We start from the raw sequence: 16468 nt of genomic DNA on the forward strand, positions 1-16468 counted from the left end.
ACTCTATAAGCATAATTCAATTTTACCGAAATAGCCTACTTCTAGCCTGCTTCCATCTATTTACCTAAGCAAAACTGCGAAAATATTTGGTCAATCAATGAGTCGCCGGCTTCATCGCCAAGTATTTCGCCAAGCGATTCCCACGCCGAACGCGCATCGATCTGAATAAGATCTATGGGAATGCCGGCATCCGAAGCTTCTATTGCATCAACCAACGATTGTTTAGCCCGCTTCAATAAAGCAATATGTCGAACGTTGCTGACATATGTCAGATCACCAGATTCAAGCTGACCTTCAAAAAACATCTCGCTAATCGTCTTCTCTAAACGATCGAGCCCGTCTTCCTCAAGAACCGACATTTTTACGATGGAATCGGCAGAAATCGACTCCTCCACCACCTCAATTTCTAATTGACGCGGCAAGTCAGTCTTATTAATGATCGCAATAACGGGACGACCCTTCATTTGGCGCAAAAGTTCAATATCCTCTAATTGCAGCGGCTCATTATAATTAAGCACGAACAAGATGAGATCCGCTTCTTCCAGCGCATTGCGCGAACGCTCTACTCCTATTCGCTCAACCACGTCTGTCGTTTCACGAATGCCCGCAGTGTCCAGCAGCCTAAGTGGAATTCCGTTCAACGCTACAAACTGTTCAATGACATCGCGTGTCGTACCAGGGATATCGGTAACGATCGCCTTATTTTCTTGAGTCAACACATTCATAAGCGAGGACTTGCCGACATTTGGCCGTCCTACGATAGCCGTCACAATGCCTTCTCTTAATATTTTGCCTTCATTCGCCGTTTTTAACAGACGATCTATTTCATCAATAGCAGAATCGCATTGGTCACGAATGAACGAGCTCGTCATTTCCTCTACGTCATGCTCAGGATAATCAATGTTCACTTCTATATGAGCAAGCAGCTCAATAACCGTCTGCCTTAAAGCTTTGATCCGCTTGGATAGAACACCTTCCGCCTGCTTCCTTGCAACCGAAAAAGCACGATCTGACTTGGATCGAATCAAATCAATTACAGCTTCTGCCTGCATCAGGTCGATCCGACCATTCAGGAAAGCACGCTTCGTAAACTCACCAGGCTCCGCTGTCCGGTAACCCTCGAGCTGTAATACAACATCAAGTACCTTCTTAACGGCAATGACGCCGCCATGCGCATTAATCTCAACGACATCCTCAGCCGTAAAGGAGCGAGGACCACGCATAAGCGTCACGAGAACCTCTTCCACCTCTTCGCCTGTCGCTGGGTCAATGATATGACCATAATGCAGCGTATGCGTTTGTGCATCCTTCAAGCTTATTTTCGAACGAAATACGGTTGTGATTCCGGCAATTGCCTCCGGTCCGCTTACTCTAATAATGGCGATGCCGCCTTCTCCGACTGCTGTCGATATGGCTGCTATCGTATCGTGTACCATTGCTGTCAGCACCTCTCAAATGGAAAAACAGCAATGACCATTATGAGCCATTGCTGTGGATAGCGTATAGTTTCTTATAAAGTTGTTTAATGATTACTGCCTAAGTGCTATGACAACTCGCCGATTCGGCTCGTCGCCTTTACTGAACGTCTTCACCTTAGGGTGATTCTGCAGCTGCGAATGAATAACTTTGCGCTCATGGGGCGACATTGGCTCCAGGACAACTTCCTTCCTCGTGCGAATGACTCGTCCCGCCAAACGGTCGGATAAATCCGCTAACGTCTTGCGGCGGCGCTCCCGAAAATCCTCTGCATCAAGCACGATACGCAAATGACTGTCTGAGTAACGATTAGCCACAATATTAACCAAGTACTGTAATGCATCCAACGTTTGTCCGCGACGTCCAATCAGCAAACCAAGGTCTCCGCTGCCCGATACGGCAAGCTGGGTACCTTCTCTTGTTTGCTTTCGATCGATGTTTACTTGCAGCCCCATTGTACCAGCAACTTCACGGAGAAATTGCTCCGCTTCCAGCATAGGATCGGGAATTAGCTCAAGCTCAACTTTCGCTTCCTTTGCGCCGAACAGTCCAAAAAAACCTTTAGTGGGCTGTTCCAACACAACTTGTTTAACGCGGTCTTCAGTTACTTGCAATTGTGACAAACCGTTACGTACAGCATCTTCTACCGTTTTTCCTGATGCAACGATTTTCTTCATTTCGCAGGGGCCTCCTTACCCTTGTCAGATGAACGAACGTACAGGAAGTAGTTCTGAACAATGGTGTAAATGTTGCTGTAAACCCAATAAAGAGGAAGAGCTGCTGGGAATGAAAGTGCCATTACAAATATAAGCACAGGGAAAATCGTCAGCATCATGCCCATACCCGGCATCGTTTGTGTTTGCTGCTTCTGCATCATCTTCGACTGAATGAAAGTCGTTGCTGCTGCAAGTAACGGTAGAATGTAATAGGGATCCTTCTCCCCGAGCTCCAGCCATAAGAAGGTATGCTCGCGAATATCAGGATTTTTGTAGATGGAATTGTACAATGCGATAAAAATCGGCATTTGAACAATCAGCGGCAAGCAGCCCGCCATCGGATTAACCTTATGCGTCTGGAACAGCTTCATTGTCTCTTCTTGCTGCTTCTGCGGGTTATCCTTGTGCTTCTTTTTAATTTCTGCCATTTGCGGCTGCAGCGCCTGCATCGCTTTCGAGCTGCGGTACTGTTTTAGCGTTAAAGGTAAAATCAACGTTCTTACAATAATCGTCAGGAGCAATATAGCAAGTCCGTAGGATTCGCCAAACCAGCCTGCGAACGTATCAAGCGTCAAGGCAAAATAGTAGACGACATGTTTATCCCAGAAGTTCCCCTTCAATAAATCAGCGGTTTCCGTCGTCTGGTTTGTTGGAGCGCCGCATCCTGCCAGCACACCCATAAGTAGAACCAGTCCCGCTACTAAAATCCACTTTTTGTTTTTTGTCCAAAACAACAACTTTAAAACTCCTCTCTAAGAGCCATTACATCAAGCGATAACGGCTATGGCCGTACCCTTGCGGCAAAGCATTTGTTCATGACGAAATATAGGCATTATATATCTTATACAAGCGTATATTTTCATTCTAGACTATACCATAATTTATAGGACAAAGAAACAACGAGACTATTCATGCATCCGCTTTCTTCACTCAGAGCGAATAGCTTATTTTAGGTACGCAAAGCAAGCCTGCAGAATAACGCTAATCTGCCTGCTTCGCCTTCGTGCTGCTCGCGTTGTTTGAGTTCTTCAGCAATCCAGCCTTCTTTAATACATGAAGGACGCTCTTCTCCATTTCCTTCATCTTCATCATCGTAGCTGGCTTTCTTACTATTAGTATGAAGTCGGTTTTGGGGACGATCCGATTTGCTTGATGACGCACGATTTCCTTTATCATTCGGCGCATGCGATTGCGCACAACCGCATTGCCTATCTTTTTGCTGGCAGACACACCTAAGCGAAAAGGCTCCGCCGATGGCTGCTTTGACCAATAGACGACAAACTGCCCATTCGCAAACGATTTGCCGCCTCGATAAATTCGGCTAAAGTCTTCACGATTGCGAAGACGCAATTTTCTATGCACGACTGATGGCCACCGTTCTCTCGTTGATCTTCTAAGTATCGCCAGCAAGTGAGCAGGCTAAGCAGCCTGCTACCCACTCCTCATCCTCACAAGCAAAAAAAAAAGACCACCGGACGTGGTCTTCTGCTTATGCGCTCAGTACTTTTCTTCCTCTTTGACGACGCGCTGCCAAAACTTTACGTCCGTTCTTCGTGCTCATCCGTTTGCGGAATCCATGCACTTTCGCGCGTTTGCTTACATTAGGTCTAAATGTAGGTCTCATCGTTCTGCACCTCCTATACTGCGTGTTTCCAAATCAAGCGTAAACGGCTCTCGCCGCCATCATTTGACGGAGCAGCATCGTTTCGCGGTGAAATATAAGCAGCTTCATAAGCATACGACTTACAAGGCCTTATATTTAAAAAAACGCTTTTTTTATTAAACCACGTTGGCAGTCAAAAGTCAATGACCCAGTTGATCTTCTTCCTGTTGATAAAAATTTGGGATTACCGTCTGTGGATAAACGCATGAAAAGGCGCCGTTTATAAAAAACTAATAACATGTGCACAATCCACAGACAGCCAAAAAGAACTTTGTCGAAATCTTAACAAGATATAAACAATATGTAGTGGTGTAGATAACTTTTATGCACAACCAGTTGAGAATGTGGATAAAATATGCGAATTCGTTGAAATATAAGGCATCTTTTGCTATGATAATTATGTTTTCACTGTGGATTAGATCAATATTGCCTCAGTTTTATCAACAGCCTGTGGATAACATTGTGAACAAACTCATCCCCTATTTATAACTCATTCGCAAATTCTTCTGTATAATGTGGATGCTTTCGTTATAAAACCCTGATTTTCGACATTTTTTCTTGTAACTGCGCCATTCGAGGCGATTGGATAAGGAGTGACAGTCTGTGGACAGCCATACCTATGATTTATGGCAGCAAGTGTTGTCAATCATCCAGACTAAATTAAGCAAGCCGAGCTTTGACACCTGGTTCAAAGCGACGAAGGCTTCTTTTGTCGATGATTCTATGCTTGAAGTAACAGCGCCGACAACATTTGCGGCCGAATGGCTGGAGGGCCGTTATACGAAGCTAATTCGAACGACACTGTTCGAGTTTTTGGGAAGACAGGTAGATGTTCGTTTCTCTATAGAAGAACTTAAGGGCGCGGAACCGGCTTATATGTTTCCGCCCAGAATGGTAAATTCCCCTGTCATGAACGAAGAAGCAACGCCTACTCATATGCTTAACCCGAAATATACGTTTGATACATTCGTAATCGGAGCGAACAACCGTTTTGCGCATGCAGCATCGCTTGCTGTTGCGGAAGCACCGGCCAAAGCTTACAATCCATTATTTCTGTATGGTGGCGTTGGGCTGGGAAAAACCCACTTGATGCACGCAATTGGCCACTACATCATGGATCATAACCCCAATACCAGGGTTCTATATATCTCGTCAGAGAAATTTACGAACGAATTCATCAACGCCATCCGCGATAACCGCGGCGAGAGCTTCCGTACGAAATACCGCAATATCGACGTTCTGCTTATTGACGATATTCAATTTCTAGCCGGAAAAGAGCAGACGCAGGAGGAGTTTTTCCACACCTTTAATGCACTGCACGAGGAACGAAAGCAAATCGTCATCTCAAGTGATCGCCCGCCTAAGGAAATTCCGACGTTGGAAGATCGGCTCCGCTCCCGCTTTGAATGGGGACTCATTACCGACATTCAGCCGCCGGACCTGGAGACGAGGATCGCCATCTTGCGCAAGAAAGCACGAGCCGAAAATTTAGATATTCCGAATGAAGCAATGATCTATATCGCCAATCAAATCGATACGAACATTCGTGAATTGGAAGGCGCCCTTATTAGGGTAGTCGCCTATTCCTCCTTAATAAACGCTGACATTACGTCGCATTTGGCGGCCGAAGCGCTCAAGGATATCATTCCTTCCAGCCGGCCTAGAATGATAACGATGCTTGATATTCAGACAAAAGTTGGAGAGTTCTACGGACTGCGGCTTGAGGAGTTCAAAGCGCGGAAACGGACGAAGGCCGTAGCCTTTCCGCGGCAAATCGCAATGTATTTATCGCGGGAGCTGACGGACTTCTCGCTGCCTAAGATCGGAGAGGCATTCGGAGGCCGTGACCATACGACCGTCATCCATGCCCATGAGAAAATTACGCAGCAGCTAAAGATCGATCAGGACCTGTACAAAATCATTCAAAACCTGACCGAAAAAATCAAAAATCATATGTGAACAACTAAGCAAGCCTATGCACACGCTATGCACATGTGGATAGGCTTGCTTTATCGGTCTTCCACGGGGTTATCCACATATTCAGGGCCCCTACTACTACGACTACTAAAAATCTTTAAAAAAACATCATCAAACAAGCGTAAACGGCTGACGCCTTTTCTGAAAGGCAAAAGCTCGTTTCGCGCAGAAATATAAGCATCGTATAAAGATCAAATTTATACATCCTTATATTTAAAGCGTAAACGGCTGTCGCCAATTCTGAAGGCAAAAGCTCGTTTCGCGCAGAAATATAAGCATCGTATAAGAAGCAATTTATACACCTTATATTTAAAGCGTAAACGGCTGTCGCCTCTTGAACCCAACAACATTGGTTCGTGCGAACTCATACTTGGATGAATTTATAAGAACGCTAGGAGTGAAACCATGAATTTAACAATCTCAAAAAATGAATTAAACGACGCGATCCAGCAAGTAGCGAAGGCTGTTTCCTCCCGCCCTGCCATACCGATCCTCGGAGGTATCAAAATCGAAGTTACGCACCTTGGGGTAACACTAACCGCAAGCGATACCGATATATCGATTCAAAGCTATATCCCTGTGGAGAGAGATCAATTCGTTATTGCACATGTGGATAAACCCGGAAGCGTCGTTTTACCAGCCAAATTTTTTGTCGAAATCGTAAAAAAGCTTTCTTCCGAACAAGTCGTAATCGAAGTGAGCAATACGTATCAAACGGTCATTCGCTCCGGTTCAACCGAAATCCAAATGGTCGGACTAGATCCAGAGGAATTCCCAGTGCTTCCGTCTATTGAACAAAATGAAGTGCTTCAATTGCCTGGCGATTTATTAAAAGCGATGATTCGTCAAACCGTTCTTGCAGCTTCGACTAGCGAACAAACACCTATTTTGACGGGCGTATTATGGAACTTGCTTGAAGGCGAGCTGAAATTTGTCGCAACCGACCGCCATCGTCTGGCAAGCCGCACTGCACAAGTCGACACAGACTCCCAGTTCAAATTCAGCAATGTCGTTATTTCGGCTAAAACGCTTATTGAGCTTTCGAAGCTTGTTCCTGAGCAAAATGCGCTTGTCGATATCGTTGTAGCAGACAATCAGGTTCTATTTAAGCTTGGAAACATGTTGTTCTATACGCGTATTCTCGACGGAACCTATCCCGATACTTCTAAGATTATTCCGCAAACGTTCAAAACAGAACTTGTACTTGATACAAAAAATGTAACGGACTCGATTGACCGTGCCTACTTGATGTCCCGTGAGGAAAAAACGAATATCGTTCGTCTTATGACGCTTGAAGACGGGTCCATCGAAATATCATCCAGCTCGACCGAGCTTGGCCGCGTAACCGAGCAGCTCGAAGCGAAAGAGTTTAACGGAGAACCGCTAAGAATCGCTTTCAACTCCAAATATATGCTCGATGTGCTCAAGGTCATTGACAGCGAGCAGTTGTTCATTGGCTTTACAGGCGCAATGAGCCCGATTATCATTCGTCCTATGGATCATGCGTACAGCATGTATGTCATTTTGCCTTACAGAACGACAGGCTAACCAAGCGCTTAAGCGAAGAAAGGAATGACCCATCTCGATGAAGGAAATCGGCATTAAGACTGAATATATAACGCTCGGCCAGTTTTTGAAGCTTTCGGATTGCATCTCAACCGGCGGTCATGCGAAATTTTTCCTTCAGGAGAATACCGTCATGATCAACGGGGAAGCAGATAACCGCCGAGGCAGAAAATTGTATGCTGGGGATAAAGTAGAGGTTGAAGGCTGCGGCGTCTTTACGGTAGGCAAAGCGTAGCGCACCAACGGACCTGGAGGTCAAAACATTGTTTTTAACGAGCATACAGCTGCAAAATTATCGGAACTATAGCGAGCTCGACCTGCAAACGCCTAATAAGGTGAATGTATTTCTTGGTCCTAACGCCCAGGGAAAAACAAATTTGCTCGAAGCGATATTCGTGCTTGCGCTAACCAAGTCGCATCGCACGTCGAAGGACAAGGAGCTTATTGGCTGGCAGGCCGATTCCGCTCGCATATCGGGCGAGGTAGATAAGAAATACGGATCGATGAAGCTGGATCTGCTATTTTCCGCTCAAGGAAAGAAAGCGAAAATAAACGGGCTCGAGCAGCGAAAGCTCAGCGACTTCATCGGTTCGGTCAATGTCGTTATGTTCGCGCCAGAGGATCTCGAAATTGTAAAAGGCACGCCGGGTATACGAAGACGGTTTCTCGATATGGAAATCGGACAAGTACAGCCCGGCTATTTGTATACACTGCAGCAGTATGGAAAAGTGCTTCAGCAGCGCAACAACTTTTTGAAAGCCGCCTATCCTGGTGGAGCGAATCAGACGATGCTGGATGTGTGGAATATGCAGCTGGCAGAGCATGGTGTTAAAATTATGAAAAAAAGGAAACACTTTATACATAAATTACAAACGTTTGCAGAACAAATTCATTCGGGCATAACGAACGGTGCTGAGCAGCTCACGATTGAGTACCGTCCTTCATTTGACGCGGATGCTCAGCAAGATGAAACTGTTTTATTTGATCAATTTATGATAAAGTTAACACAGGTGAGAGATCAGGAGATTCGCAGAGGGGTTACGCTTGTGGGTCCGCATCGCGATGATTTGGCGTTTTTTATAAACGGCAAAGAAGCGCAAATATTCGGCTCTCAAGGGCAGCAGCGAACGACGGCCCTATCTTTAAAATTGGCAGAAATAGAGCTCATTAACGAGGAAATCGGCGAATACCCGCTTTTGCTGCTTGACGATGTGCTGTCGGAGCTTGATCAGAATCGTCAAACCCAGCTTATTGAGACATTTCAAAGCAAAGTACAAACCTTTATTACAACGACCGGCCTTGAAAGCGTGAATGTGAGCAGGCTTCAAGATGCCGGCATCTATCATGTGCATGACGGCCGAGTGACACGTTAAATTGCGAATAGGAGAGGTGAGAAAGAGGGCATGTACATCCATTTGGGCGGCGAGAAAATAATTCGGGCTGCAGAGCTGGTGGCCATTTTTGATATATCTATCGAGCAGTCCTCTAAACTATCCAAGCAATTCGTTGCGGGAGCACGCAAGCGCAAGGACGTTGAGACGATAGGCGAGGAAGAGCCGAAATCGATCGTTGTAACGAAGCAGAAAATATATTATTCGCCGATTTCATCCTCTACGCTGAAGAAAAGAGCCCATCATTTTGCGGCAAACGGCTAGAGCGAAGGCGGTCAGGAAGAGCAGTTGAGAGGAGCAGTGAAGTTGCATGTCTTTGGAGCAGCATACGTATGACGAGAGTCAGATACAGGTCCTGGAAGGATTAGAGGCGGTACGCAAACGTCCGGGGATGTATATTGGCTCCACTAGTGGAAAAGGTCTTCACCATCTCGTATGGGAGGTTGTCGATAACAGTATTGACGAGGCTTTGGCCGGTTATTGCTCGAGAATCGAAGTTATCGTGCATGAGAATAACAGCGTGACCGTTATTGATAATGGACGCGGTATTCCCGTAGGCGAGAATGCAAAACTGAAAAAATCGACGCTAGAAGTCGTTATGACTGTTTTGCATGCGGGTGGCAAGTTCGGCGGAGAAGGCTACAAAGTTTCCGGCGGCTTGCACGGGGTCGGCGTATCGGTCGTAAACGCATTGTCCGAGCTCGTCATTGTTCAAGTAAAACGCGATGGCAACATCTATCAGCAAGAGTACCGCAAGGGTGCTCCGCAGTATGATATCAAAATCATTGGCGAAACGACGGAGACAGGAACTCAGGTTACGTTTACGCCGGATAGTGAAATTTTTACGGAGACTACCGTATTCGACTATGAAACGCTGCAATCGCGTATTCGCGAGCTGGCGTTTTTGAATAAAGGGATTGAGATTGTGCTTTCCGATGAGCGTACAGGCGTATCGAATACGTTTATGTACGACGGCGGCATTATCGAGTTCGTTAAATATTTGAACCGTACTCGCGAGCCGCTTCATGAGCTGCCGATCTATGTTGAAGGATCGAAGGACCATATCCATGTTGAGGTCGCTTTGCAATATAACGACAGCTATACCGAGAACATTTATTCATTTGCGAATAATATCAATACCCATGAGGGCGGAACGCATGAGTCCGGCTTTAAGAGCGCACTGACACGGATCATTAATGACTATGCCCGCAAATCGAACCTGATCAAAGACAACGATTCCAACTTCTCCGGCGACGATGTGCGTGAAGGCTTGACGGCGATTATTTCCGTGAAGATTCCTGAGCCGCAATTTGAGGGACAAACGAAGACGAAGCTTGGGAACAGTGAAGTCCGCGGGATCGTAGAATCCTTTTTTGCCGAGAAGCTGCAGGAGTTCCTTGAGGAAAACCCAGCGGTATCGCGCAAAATCGTAGAAAAAGGCTTGCAAGCCGCACGTGCCCGCGAAGCAGCGCGCAAAGCGCGTGAGCTGACTCGTCGCAAGAGCGCGCTTGAAGTCGGCTCTCTGCCAGGTAAGCTTGCCGATTGCTCCTCCAAGGACGCTTCGATAAGCGAGCTCTACATCGTAGAAGGTGACTCCGCCGGCGGTTCCGCGAAGCAAGGTCGCGATCGTCATTTCCAGGCGATTTTACCGCTGCGCGGTAAAATTTTGAACGTTGAGAAAGCGCGCCTCGATCGGATTCTTGGCAATGCGGAGATTCGGGCTATTATTACGGCGCTCGGCACAGGCATTAGCGATGATTTTGACCTATCCAAAGCGCGCTACCACAAAATTATAATTATGACCGATGCGGACGTCGATGGTGCGCACATTCGCACCCTTATGCTGACGTTCTTCTATCGCTACATGCGCCAAATTATAGATGCGGGCTATATTTATATCGCACAGCCGCCGCTATTCAAAATTGAGCGCAATAAAGTGATCCGCTATGCGCAGACCGAGAAGGAGCGCGATAAAATTATTGCGGAATTCGGCGAAGGCGTTAAAGTAAACGTTCAGCGCTATAAAGGACTTGGCGAGATGAACGCTACTCAGCTATGGGAAACAACGATGGATCCGGAAAGCCGTACGATGCTGCAGGTAACGATCGAAGATGCGATTGAAGCCGATGTCGTATTCGATACGCTCATGGGAGATAACGTTGAGCCTCGTCGTGATTTCATTCAGAAATACGCTAGATATGTAACAAATCTAGACTTTTAATGACATGAACTGCAAGAAGCAGCCGCCCATTACGGACGTCTGCTTCTTTTTTTTAGGCGGCCGTATGCTGCGGCGTAGCGATATACTTTTTGAAATACACTTTGATCGGGCAGCTTCCGGAAGATGTAGAGGTCAGGACGCGTATTCACTTCCAAAATCCATGGATGCAGCTTCGTATCGATTGCGATGTCGACGCCCAGCTCTTTCAAATTCGGATAAGCCGCTTGCAGGTTATTCGCAATAGTGATGCTCAGCTTTCTAAGCCGGTTGTTAAATGCTTCAAGCTCAGAAGGCGAAGCGTGATCGGCCATAAGTCTATCAAGACCCATTGGCGTGCCGCCGCTATGGTAATTCGTCACGATTTTGGCTGGATGGGCGAGTCTGCCGATAATACCGGTCACTTCCCATTCATGGCGCAAGTTTTTTTGAACCATGACGCGGATATCGAAGCGGCGCTTCTGGTGCTTGAGCAGATGGATCCCTTTCTGAACAAGGTATCTCCGTTTTTTCTTTTTCTTAACCAGCCTTTGATAAAGATGCTCAAAGCTTGGGGAAAACATGACCTTTGTATCTAGCTGGTAGCGATATCCAAGAGCAGGAGTGTTTGTTCGTTCAACACGAATGACACCATTGCCAGCCGTACCGTTTATCGGCTTGACGTAGACCATGCCATATTCGCTTAGCATCGAATGAAGGCTGCCGCGGCTGAATAGCTTTGATGGAGGCATATATTGGCGTAAATAATCCGATTTGAGCATGATTTTTGATTTAGCCCATTTACTCGTAACGCGTTGAATGCTCAACGATATTTCTCCTCTCGCAATGCTTTTTACTTGTAATGGATTTCAAATGATGCAGGAGACAGACATAGAATTGAGTGGTATAATGAAAGTTGGGTCTGTTTATTTTATGGCGGTTTTACCTGTATGGAGAGCGGTAATACACCTATTTTTAACGACAAATGAAACTAGTTTTGCGGGAATTCCAAAAGCATGAGCAAAAAAGGTTTATATGCTCGCTTTTTGAGAAAGTAATATAAGGGTTATGTTGATTTAAGAGTAGCTATAGATAGCGTCAGGGAGGTAAATCATGGCGGAAGAACAACGTATATCTATAAGAGATCGGGATATTGGTACGGAAATGCGTGATTCCTTTATGGATTACGCAATGAGTATCATTGTTAGCCGTGCTCTTCCCGATGTTAGGGATGGTCTAAAGCCTGTGCATCGACGCATTTTGTTTGCGATGTCTGAACTAGGCATGTCACCGGACAAGCCGCATAAGAAGTCCGCAAGAATCGTAGGCGAAGTAATCGGCAAGTACCATCCGCATGGTGATTCGGCAGTATATGAATCGATGGTACGGATGGCGCAGGATTTCTCCATGCGTTATATGCTCGTGGATGGACACGGAAACTTTGGTTCAATTGATGGTGATTTTGCAGCAGCCATGCGTTATACGGAAGCCCGGCTTTCGAAGATCGCGATGGAACTGCTTCGTGACATCAACAAGGACACGATTGATTTCGCGCCCAACTATGATGGAGAAGAATCTGAGCCGGTTGTATTGCCAGCTAGATATCCGAACCTGCTCGTAAACGGGGTTACGGGCATTGCCGTTGGTATGGCCACAAATATTCCTCCTCATAACTTAAACGAGGTTATTGACGGGGTGCAGGCTCTAATTGTCAACCCTGATATTACGCCAGTCGAGCTAATGGATTATATTAAAGGTCCCGATTTCCCGACAGCCGGATTTGTAATGGGTCGCCAGGGAATTCGCCAAGCCTATTTGACAGGCCGCGGGTCGGTAACGATGCGGGCAAGGGCGACAATTGAGGAGAACAACGGCAAAGCGCGCATCATCGTGCATGAATTGCCATATCAAGTCATTAAGGCCCGTTTAGTTGAAAAAATAGCTGAGCTCGTTCGCGAGAAGAAAATTGAAGGCATCACCGATTTGCGAGATGAATCTGACCGCAACGGTATGCGTGTTGTCATAGAGCTTCGTCGTGATGTGAACCCAAGCATCGTGCTGAATAATTTGTACAAGCATACGCAGCTTCAATCCAACTTCGGTATCAATATGCTGGCGCTCGTAAATGGTGAGCCTAAGACGCTTAACATTCGAGATATGCTCTATCATTATTTGCAGCATCAAATCGAGGTAATTCGCCGCCGTACCGAGTTTGAGCTGAAGAAGGCTGAGGCTCGCGCGCATATTCTCGAAGGCTTGCGAATTGCGCTTGACCATTTGGATGAGGTTATTGCCTTGATTCGCGGCTCCCAAACGGCTGATCAAGCACGTGAAGGATTGATTACAAGATTCTCGCTCAGCCATGAGCAAGCACAAGCGATTTTGGATATGCGCTTGCAGCGTTTGACTGGTCTGGAAAGAGACAAAATCGAAGCAGAATACGCAGAGCTTATGCGTAAAATTGCTGAATATAAAGCGATTCTTGCCGATGAGCAGCTTGTGCTTGATATAATTAGCACGGAGCTTAACGAATTGAAAGAGCGTTTCGGCGATGAGCGCCGCACAGAGCTAATGGCAAGCGATGAAGAAATTCTCGATGAGGATCTTATTCCACGTGAGGATGTAATCATCTCCATTACGCATACGGGCTATATCAAGCGTTTGCCGGTCGGTACTTATCGCAGCCAGAAGCGCGGCGGTAAAGGTGTAGTCGGCATGGGCACAAAGGATGATGATTTTGTCGAGCATCTGTTTGTATCCAATACGCATCACTACCTGCTGTTCTTCACGAACAAAGGCAAGGTATACAAGCTCAAAGCCTATGAGATTCCTGATCTCAACCGCACAGCTCGCGGAACGCCGATCATCAACCTCATTCAAATCGAACAAGGCGAGACGATCAATGCGGTAATTCCGGTTCAAGAATTTGATTCGGAGCACTTCTTGTTCTTTGCTACAAGACAAGGGGTTGTGAAGAAGACTCCGCTTGATGACTACGTCAACATTCGGAAAGTTGGATTAATCGCGATCTCGCTTCGTGAGGACGATGATTTAATCGGCGTGAAGCTGACTGACGGCAACCAGGAGATCATCATGGGAACAGCGCAAGGGATGTCCATCCGTTACTCGGAGCAGGATGTTCGTTCGATGGGACGTTCCGCTACCGGCGTAAAAGGTATTGCGCTTGATGATGACGATACCGTAATTGATATGGACGTCATCGTGCCGGATAAGGATATTCTTATCGTTACCTCCAAAGGTTACGGCAAACGGACTCCAGTGGCCGATTACCGTATTCAGAACCGCGGCGGCAAAGGGATCAAGACACTTAACGTAACGGATAAAAACGGGCCAATCGTATCGCTTAAGGTCGTTGAGAACGATGAGGACCTTATGATTATGACGGCATCCGGAACGATGATCCGCACCAGCATGGAAGGCATATCGACGATGGGCCGGAATACGCAGGGTGTAAAACTCATTAATACGCGTGAGGATGATACGGTAGCGACAGTTACCCGTGTTGCCCGCAGCGAAGAAAATGAAGTTTCCGATGAGAGTGAAGAGCAAGAGGGCGGCGAGGAGCCGATCGAATAAGCGGGTTGAAGGCAGCTGATGCCGATGCATAACGGCATCAGCTTGCTTTTAGCTTTTTAATATAAGGTACAGCCATACATACTATTCAAGCACAGAGGGAGAGGACTCTCGTGGCAGCGGTAACGTTATCACATCTTAAGCTAGGCGACAAAATCATTGAAGATGTCCTCACCCCGCTAGGCGGTACTCTATTTCATAAGGGAAAGATCGTTACGGCCAAAGAAATAGAAATACTGCAAGCTTTCCTTATCATAAGTGTTGAAATTGAAGCGAACCAAGCAGCAAGCAAAACAGGTGAAGATGATGAGGCTGCAGTTCAGGAACCTACACCTGTATTCGTCGAAACTCTCCTACATGATGAGTACGACAAATTGCTTAATGTGCTGCGCAAAGTATATAACTCTTTTATAGGGGGGCAAGCCTTGCCTGTCTTGGATATCCGAAAGCAGCTTGAAAAGTTGCTGGAGCATATTAAGAGCTATAACTTGCTGACGTTTACACCGCGACAATTCATGGAGAAGGATTATTTGCTTCATAACAGTATTACCTCTGCACTGACTTCCTATCTGATTGCACAATGGACCGGCTTTCCTCAAAAAGATTGGATGCAAGTTGCATTCGCAGGTTTATTCCATGATATCGGGAACGTCAAAATCGACAGAGCAATTCTGATTAAGCCAAATCCATTATCGCCAGAAGAAAAAGAAGAAATGATGCGACATACGGTTCTTGGATATCAATTACTTAAAAATGTTCCTGCTCTTAATGAAGGCGTGAAAATGGCTGCGCTGCAGCATCATGAGAAGGTAGACGGAACGGGGTATCCGCTTGGGATCGATGCGACAAAAATCCATCCTTACGCCAAAATTGTAGCTATTGCTGATATTTTTCACGCGATGACTTTGAACAAGGCATACAGGAAGGCAGCATCACCTTATCTTGTTTTGGAACAAATTCAAAGCGATGCATTCGGAAAGCTGGATCCGGCCTACGTTCGAACCTTTGTAGAGAAAGCCACTCAGTTCCATAATGGAACAATCGTGAGGCTTAGCGATGAGCGGATTGGTGAAATTGTATTTTCGGATCGCAATCATCCAACCAGGCCGTGGGTATCCTTGGACGGAATAATCGTAAATCTTATCGTTGATCGACATCTACATATAAAAGAAGTGTTCAGATAAGATCGCTTCTTTTGAAATGGACAGTAAGTACGGATCATTGCAGAGAGGGGATTGACCTCAAGCAGTGTGCACCGTACTTACTGTTTTTCTATTGTAGAAGGTTAGTGCAAAACATAGTCAGGTTTAGAGCTAAAATGCTAAGGCAAAAACTTTTTCACTAAAAATGAAAATAATACTTGCATTGGCTTAGGCGCTTGTGATATATTATCTAAGTCGCCAATGAGACACACGGCCGACACGAAAGAAAAGATTGCTCTTTGAAAACTGAACAACGAGTAATAACTGCCCTTGCGATTTTAACGAATCGTAAGAAAAAGCGATAAAAAGTAATGAGCATTTCAAACACTTGAAGCTTTCTCTTCGACATCGCGTCGAAGCGAAAACTTCCATTTGGAGAGTTTGATCCTGGCTCAGGACGAACGCTGGCGGCGTGCCTAATACATGCAAGTCGAGCGGATCTTGTCCTTCGGGATAAGATTAGCGGCGGACGGGTGAGTAACACGTGGGTAACCTGCCTGTAAGACTGGGATAACATTCGGAAACGAATGCTAATACCGGATACGCGATACGGTCGCATGACCGAATCGGGAAAGATGGAGCAATCTATCACTTACAGATGGACCCGCGGCGCATTAGCTAGTTGGTGAGGTAACGGCTCACCAAGGCGACGATGCGTAGCCGACCTGAGAGGGTGATCGGCCACA

At 46.2% G+C, this 16468-nt stretch carries 14 protein-coding genes and 1 rRNA gene; 9 read left to right on the forward strand and 6 right to left on the reverse strand.

Annotated features, from left to right (window positions below):
* Positions 1-56: 56 nt before the first annotated feature.
* From mnmE to rpmH, 5 genes are all read right to left on the reverse strand, one after another.
* A complete protein-coding gene (gene mnmE / locus AC2TDN_RS14290; protein ID WP_484688446.1) occupies positions 57-1436 on the reverse strand; it encodes a tRNA uridine-5-carboxymethylaminomethyl(34) synthesis GTPase MnmE in 1380 nt (459 codons plus the stop codon).
* Positions 1437-1529: 93 nt separating this feature from the next.
* Entirely contained in the window at positions 1530-2153 is a 624-nt protein-coding gene (gene jag / locus AC2TDN_RS14295) for an RNA-binding cell elongation regulator Jag/EloR (protein WP_484688447.1), read from the reverse strand.
* On the reverse strand, positions 2150-2872 hold the full coding sequence (locus AC2TDN_RS14300) for a YidC/Oxa1 family membrane protein insertase (protein WP_484688461.1): 723 nt from the start codon (positions 2870-2872) through the stop codon (positions 2150-2152). The genes jag and AC2TDN_RS14300 overlap by 4 nt, the downstream gene beginning before the upstream one ends.
* Before the next feature lie 301 nt (positions 2873-3173).
* Positions 3174-3554: a ribonuclease P protein component gene (gene rnpA / locus AC2TDN_RS14305; protein WP_482066278.1), complete on the reverse strand. Its 381-nt coding sequence runs from the start codon at positions 3552-3554 to the stop codon at positions 3174-3176.
* Between the two features lie 127 nt (positions 3555-3681).
* Positions 3682-3816: a 50S ribosomal protein L34 gene (rpmH, locus tag AC2TDN_RS14310; RefSeq protein WP_054025773.1), complete on the reverse strand. Its 135-nt coding sequence runs from the start codon at positions 3814-3816 to the stop codon at positions 3682-3684.
* A 642-nt stretch (positions 3817-4458) separates the two neighbouring features.
* On the opposite strand from rpmH, the gene dnaA reads away from it, so the two are divergent.
* The 6 genes from dnaA (at position 4459) to gyrB (ending at position 11010) form a co-directional block, all read left to right on the forward strand.
* Positions 4459-5814: a chromosomal replication initiator protein DnaA gene (gene dnaA, locus AC2TDN_RS14315; RefSeq protein WP_482066279.1), complete on the forward strand. Its 1356-nt coding sequence runs from the start codon at positions 4459-4461 to the stop codon at positions 5812-5814.
* Positions 5815-6237: 423 nt separating this feature from the next.
* On the forward strand, positions 6238-7380 hold the full coding sequence (gene dnaN, locus AC2TDN_RS14320; protein ID WP_484688448.1) for a DNA polymerase III subunit beta: 1143 nt from the start codon (positions 6238-6240) through the stop codon (positions 7378-7380).
* A 37-nt stretch (positions 7381-7417) separates the two neighbouring features.
* Entirely contained in the window at positions 7418-7633 is a 216-nt protein-coding gene (gene yaaA / locus AC2TDN_RS14325; RefSeq protein ID WP_169084045.1) for a S4 domain-containing protein YaaA, read from the forward strand.
* Between the two features lie 28 nt (positions 7634-7661).
* Positions 7662-8771, forward strand: coding sequence for a DNA replication/repair protein RecF (recF, locus tag AC2TDN_RS14330; protein ID WP_484688449.1), 1110 nt, complete (start codon positions 7662-7664; stop codon positions 8769-8771).
* Positions 8772-8801: 30 nt separating this feature from the next.
* The gene (gene remB / locus AC2TDN_RS14335; RefSeq protein ID WP_012772007.1) at positions 8802-9053 is read left to right on the forward strand and encodes an extracellular matrix regulator RemB; all 252 of its coding nucleotides are present in this window, start codon (positions 8802-8804) and stop codon (positions 9051-9053) included.
* A gap of 46 nt (positions 9054-9099) precedes the next feature.
* On the forward strand, positions 9100-11010 hold the full coding sequence (gene gyrB / locus AC2TDN_RS14340) for a DNA topoisomerase (ATP-hydrolyzing) subunit B (RefSeq protein ID WP_482066283.1): 1911 nt from the start codon (positions 9100-9102) through the stop codon (positions 11008-11010).
* A gap of 29 nt (positions 11011-11039) precedes the next feature.
* Here gyrB and AC2TDN_RS14345 read toward each other — a convergent pair whose 3' ends face one another.
* On the reverse strand, positions 11040-11813 hold the full coding sequence (locus AC2TDN_RS14345) for a YheC/YheD family protein (protein ID WP_484688450.1): 774 nt from the start codon (positions 11811-11813) through the stop codon (positions 11040-11042).
* A 286-nt stretch (positions 11814-12099) separates the two neighbouring features.
* Between AC2TDN_RS14345 and gyrA the strand changes: the two genes are divergently transcribed.
* The 3 genes from gyrA to AC2TDN_RS14360 all read left to right on the forward strand — a co-directional run.
* On the forward strand, positions 12100-14583 hold the full coding sequence (gyrA, locus tag AC2TDN_RS14350) for a DNA gyrase subunit A (RefSeq protein WP_484688451.1): 2484 nt from the start codon (positions 12100-12102) through the stop codon (positions 14581-14583).
* Between the two features lie 110 nt (positions 14584-14693).
* The gene (locus AC2TDN_RS14355) at positions 14694-15764 is read left to right on the forward strand and encodes an HD-GYP domain-containing protein (protein ID WP_484688452.1); all 1071 of its coding nucleotides are present in this window, start codon (positions 14694-14696) and stop codon (positions 15762-15764) included.
* Between the two features lie 387 nt (positions 15765-16151).
* Positions 16152-16468: ribosomal RNA gene (locus AC2TDN_RS14360) — 16S ribosomal RNA — on the forward strand; the annotation flags it as partial.

It is taken from the genome of Paenibacillus sp. Y660 (genome assembly GCF_057221575.1).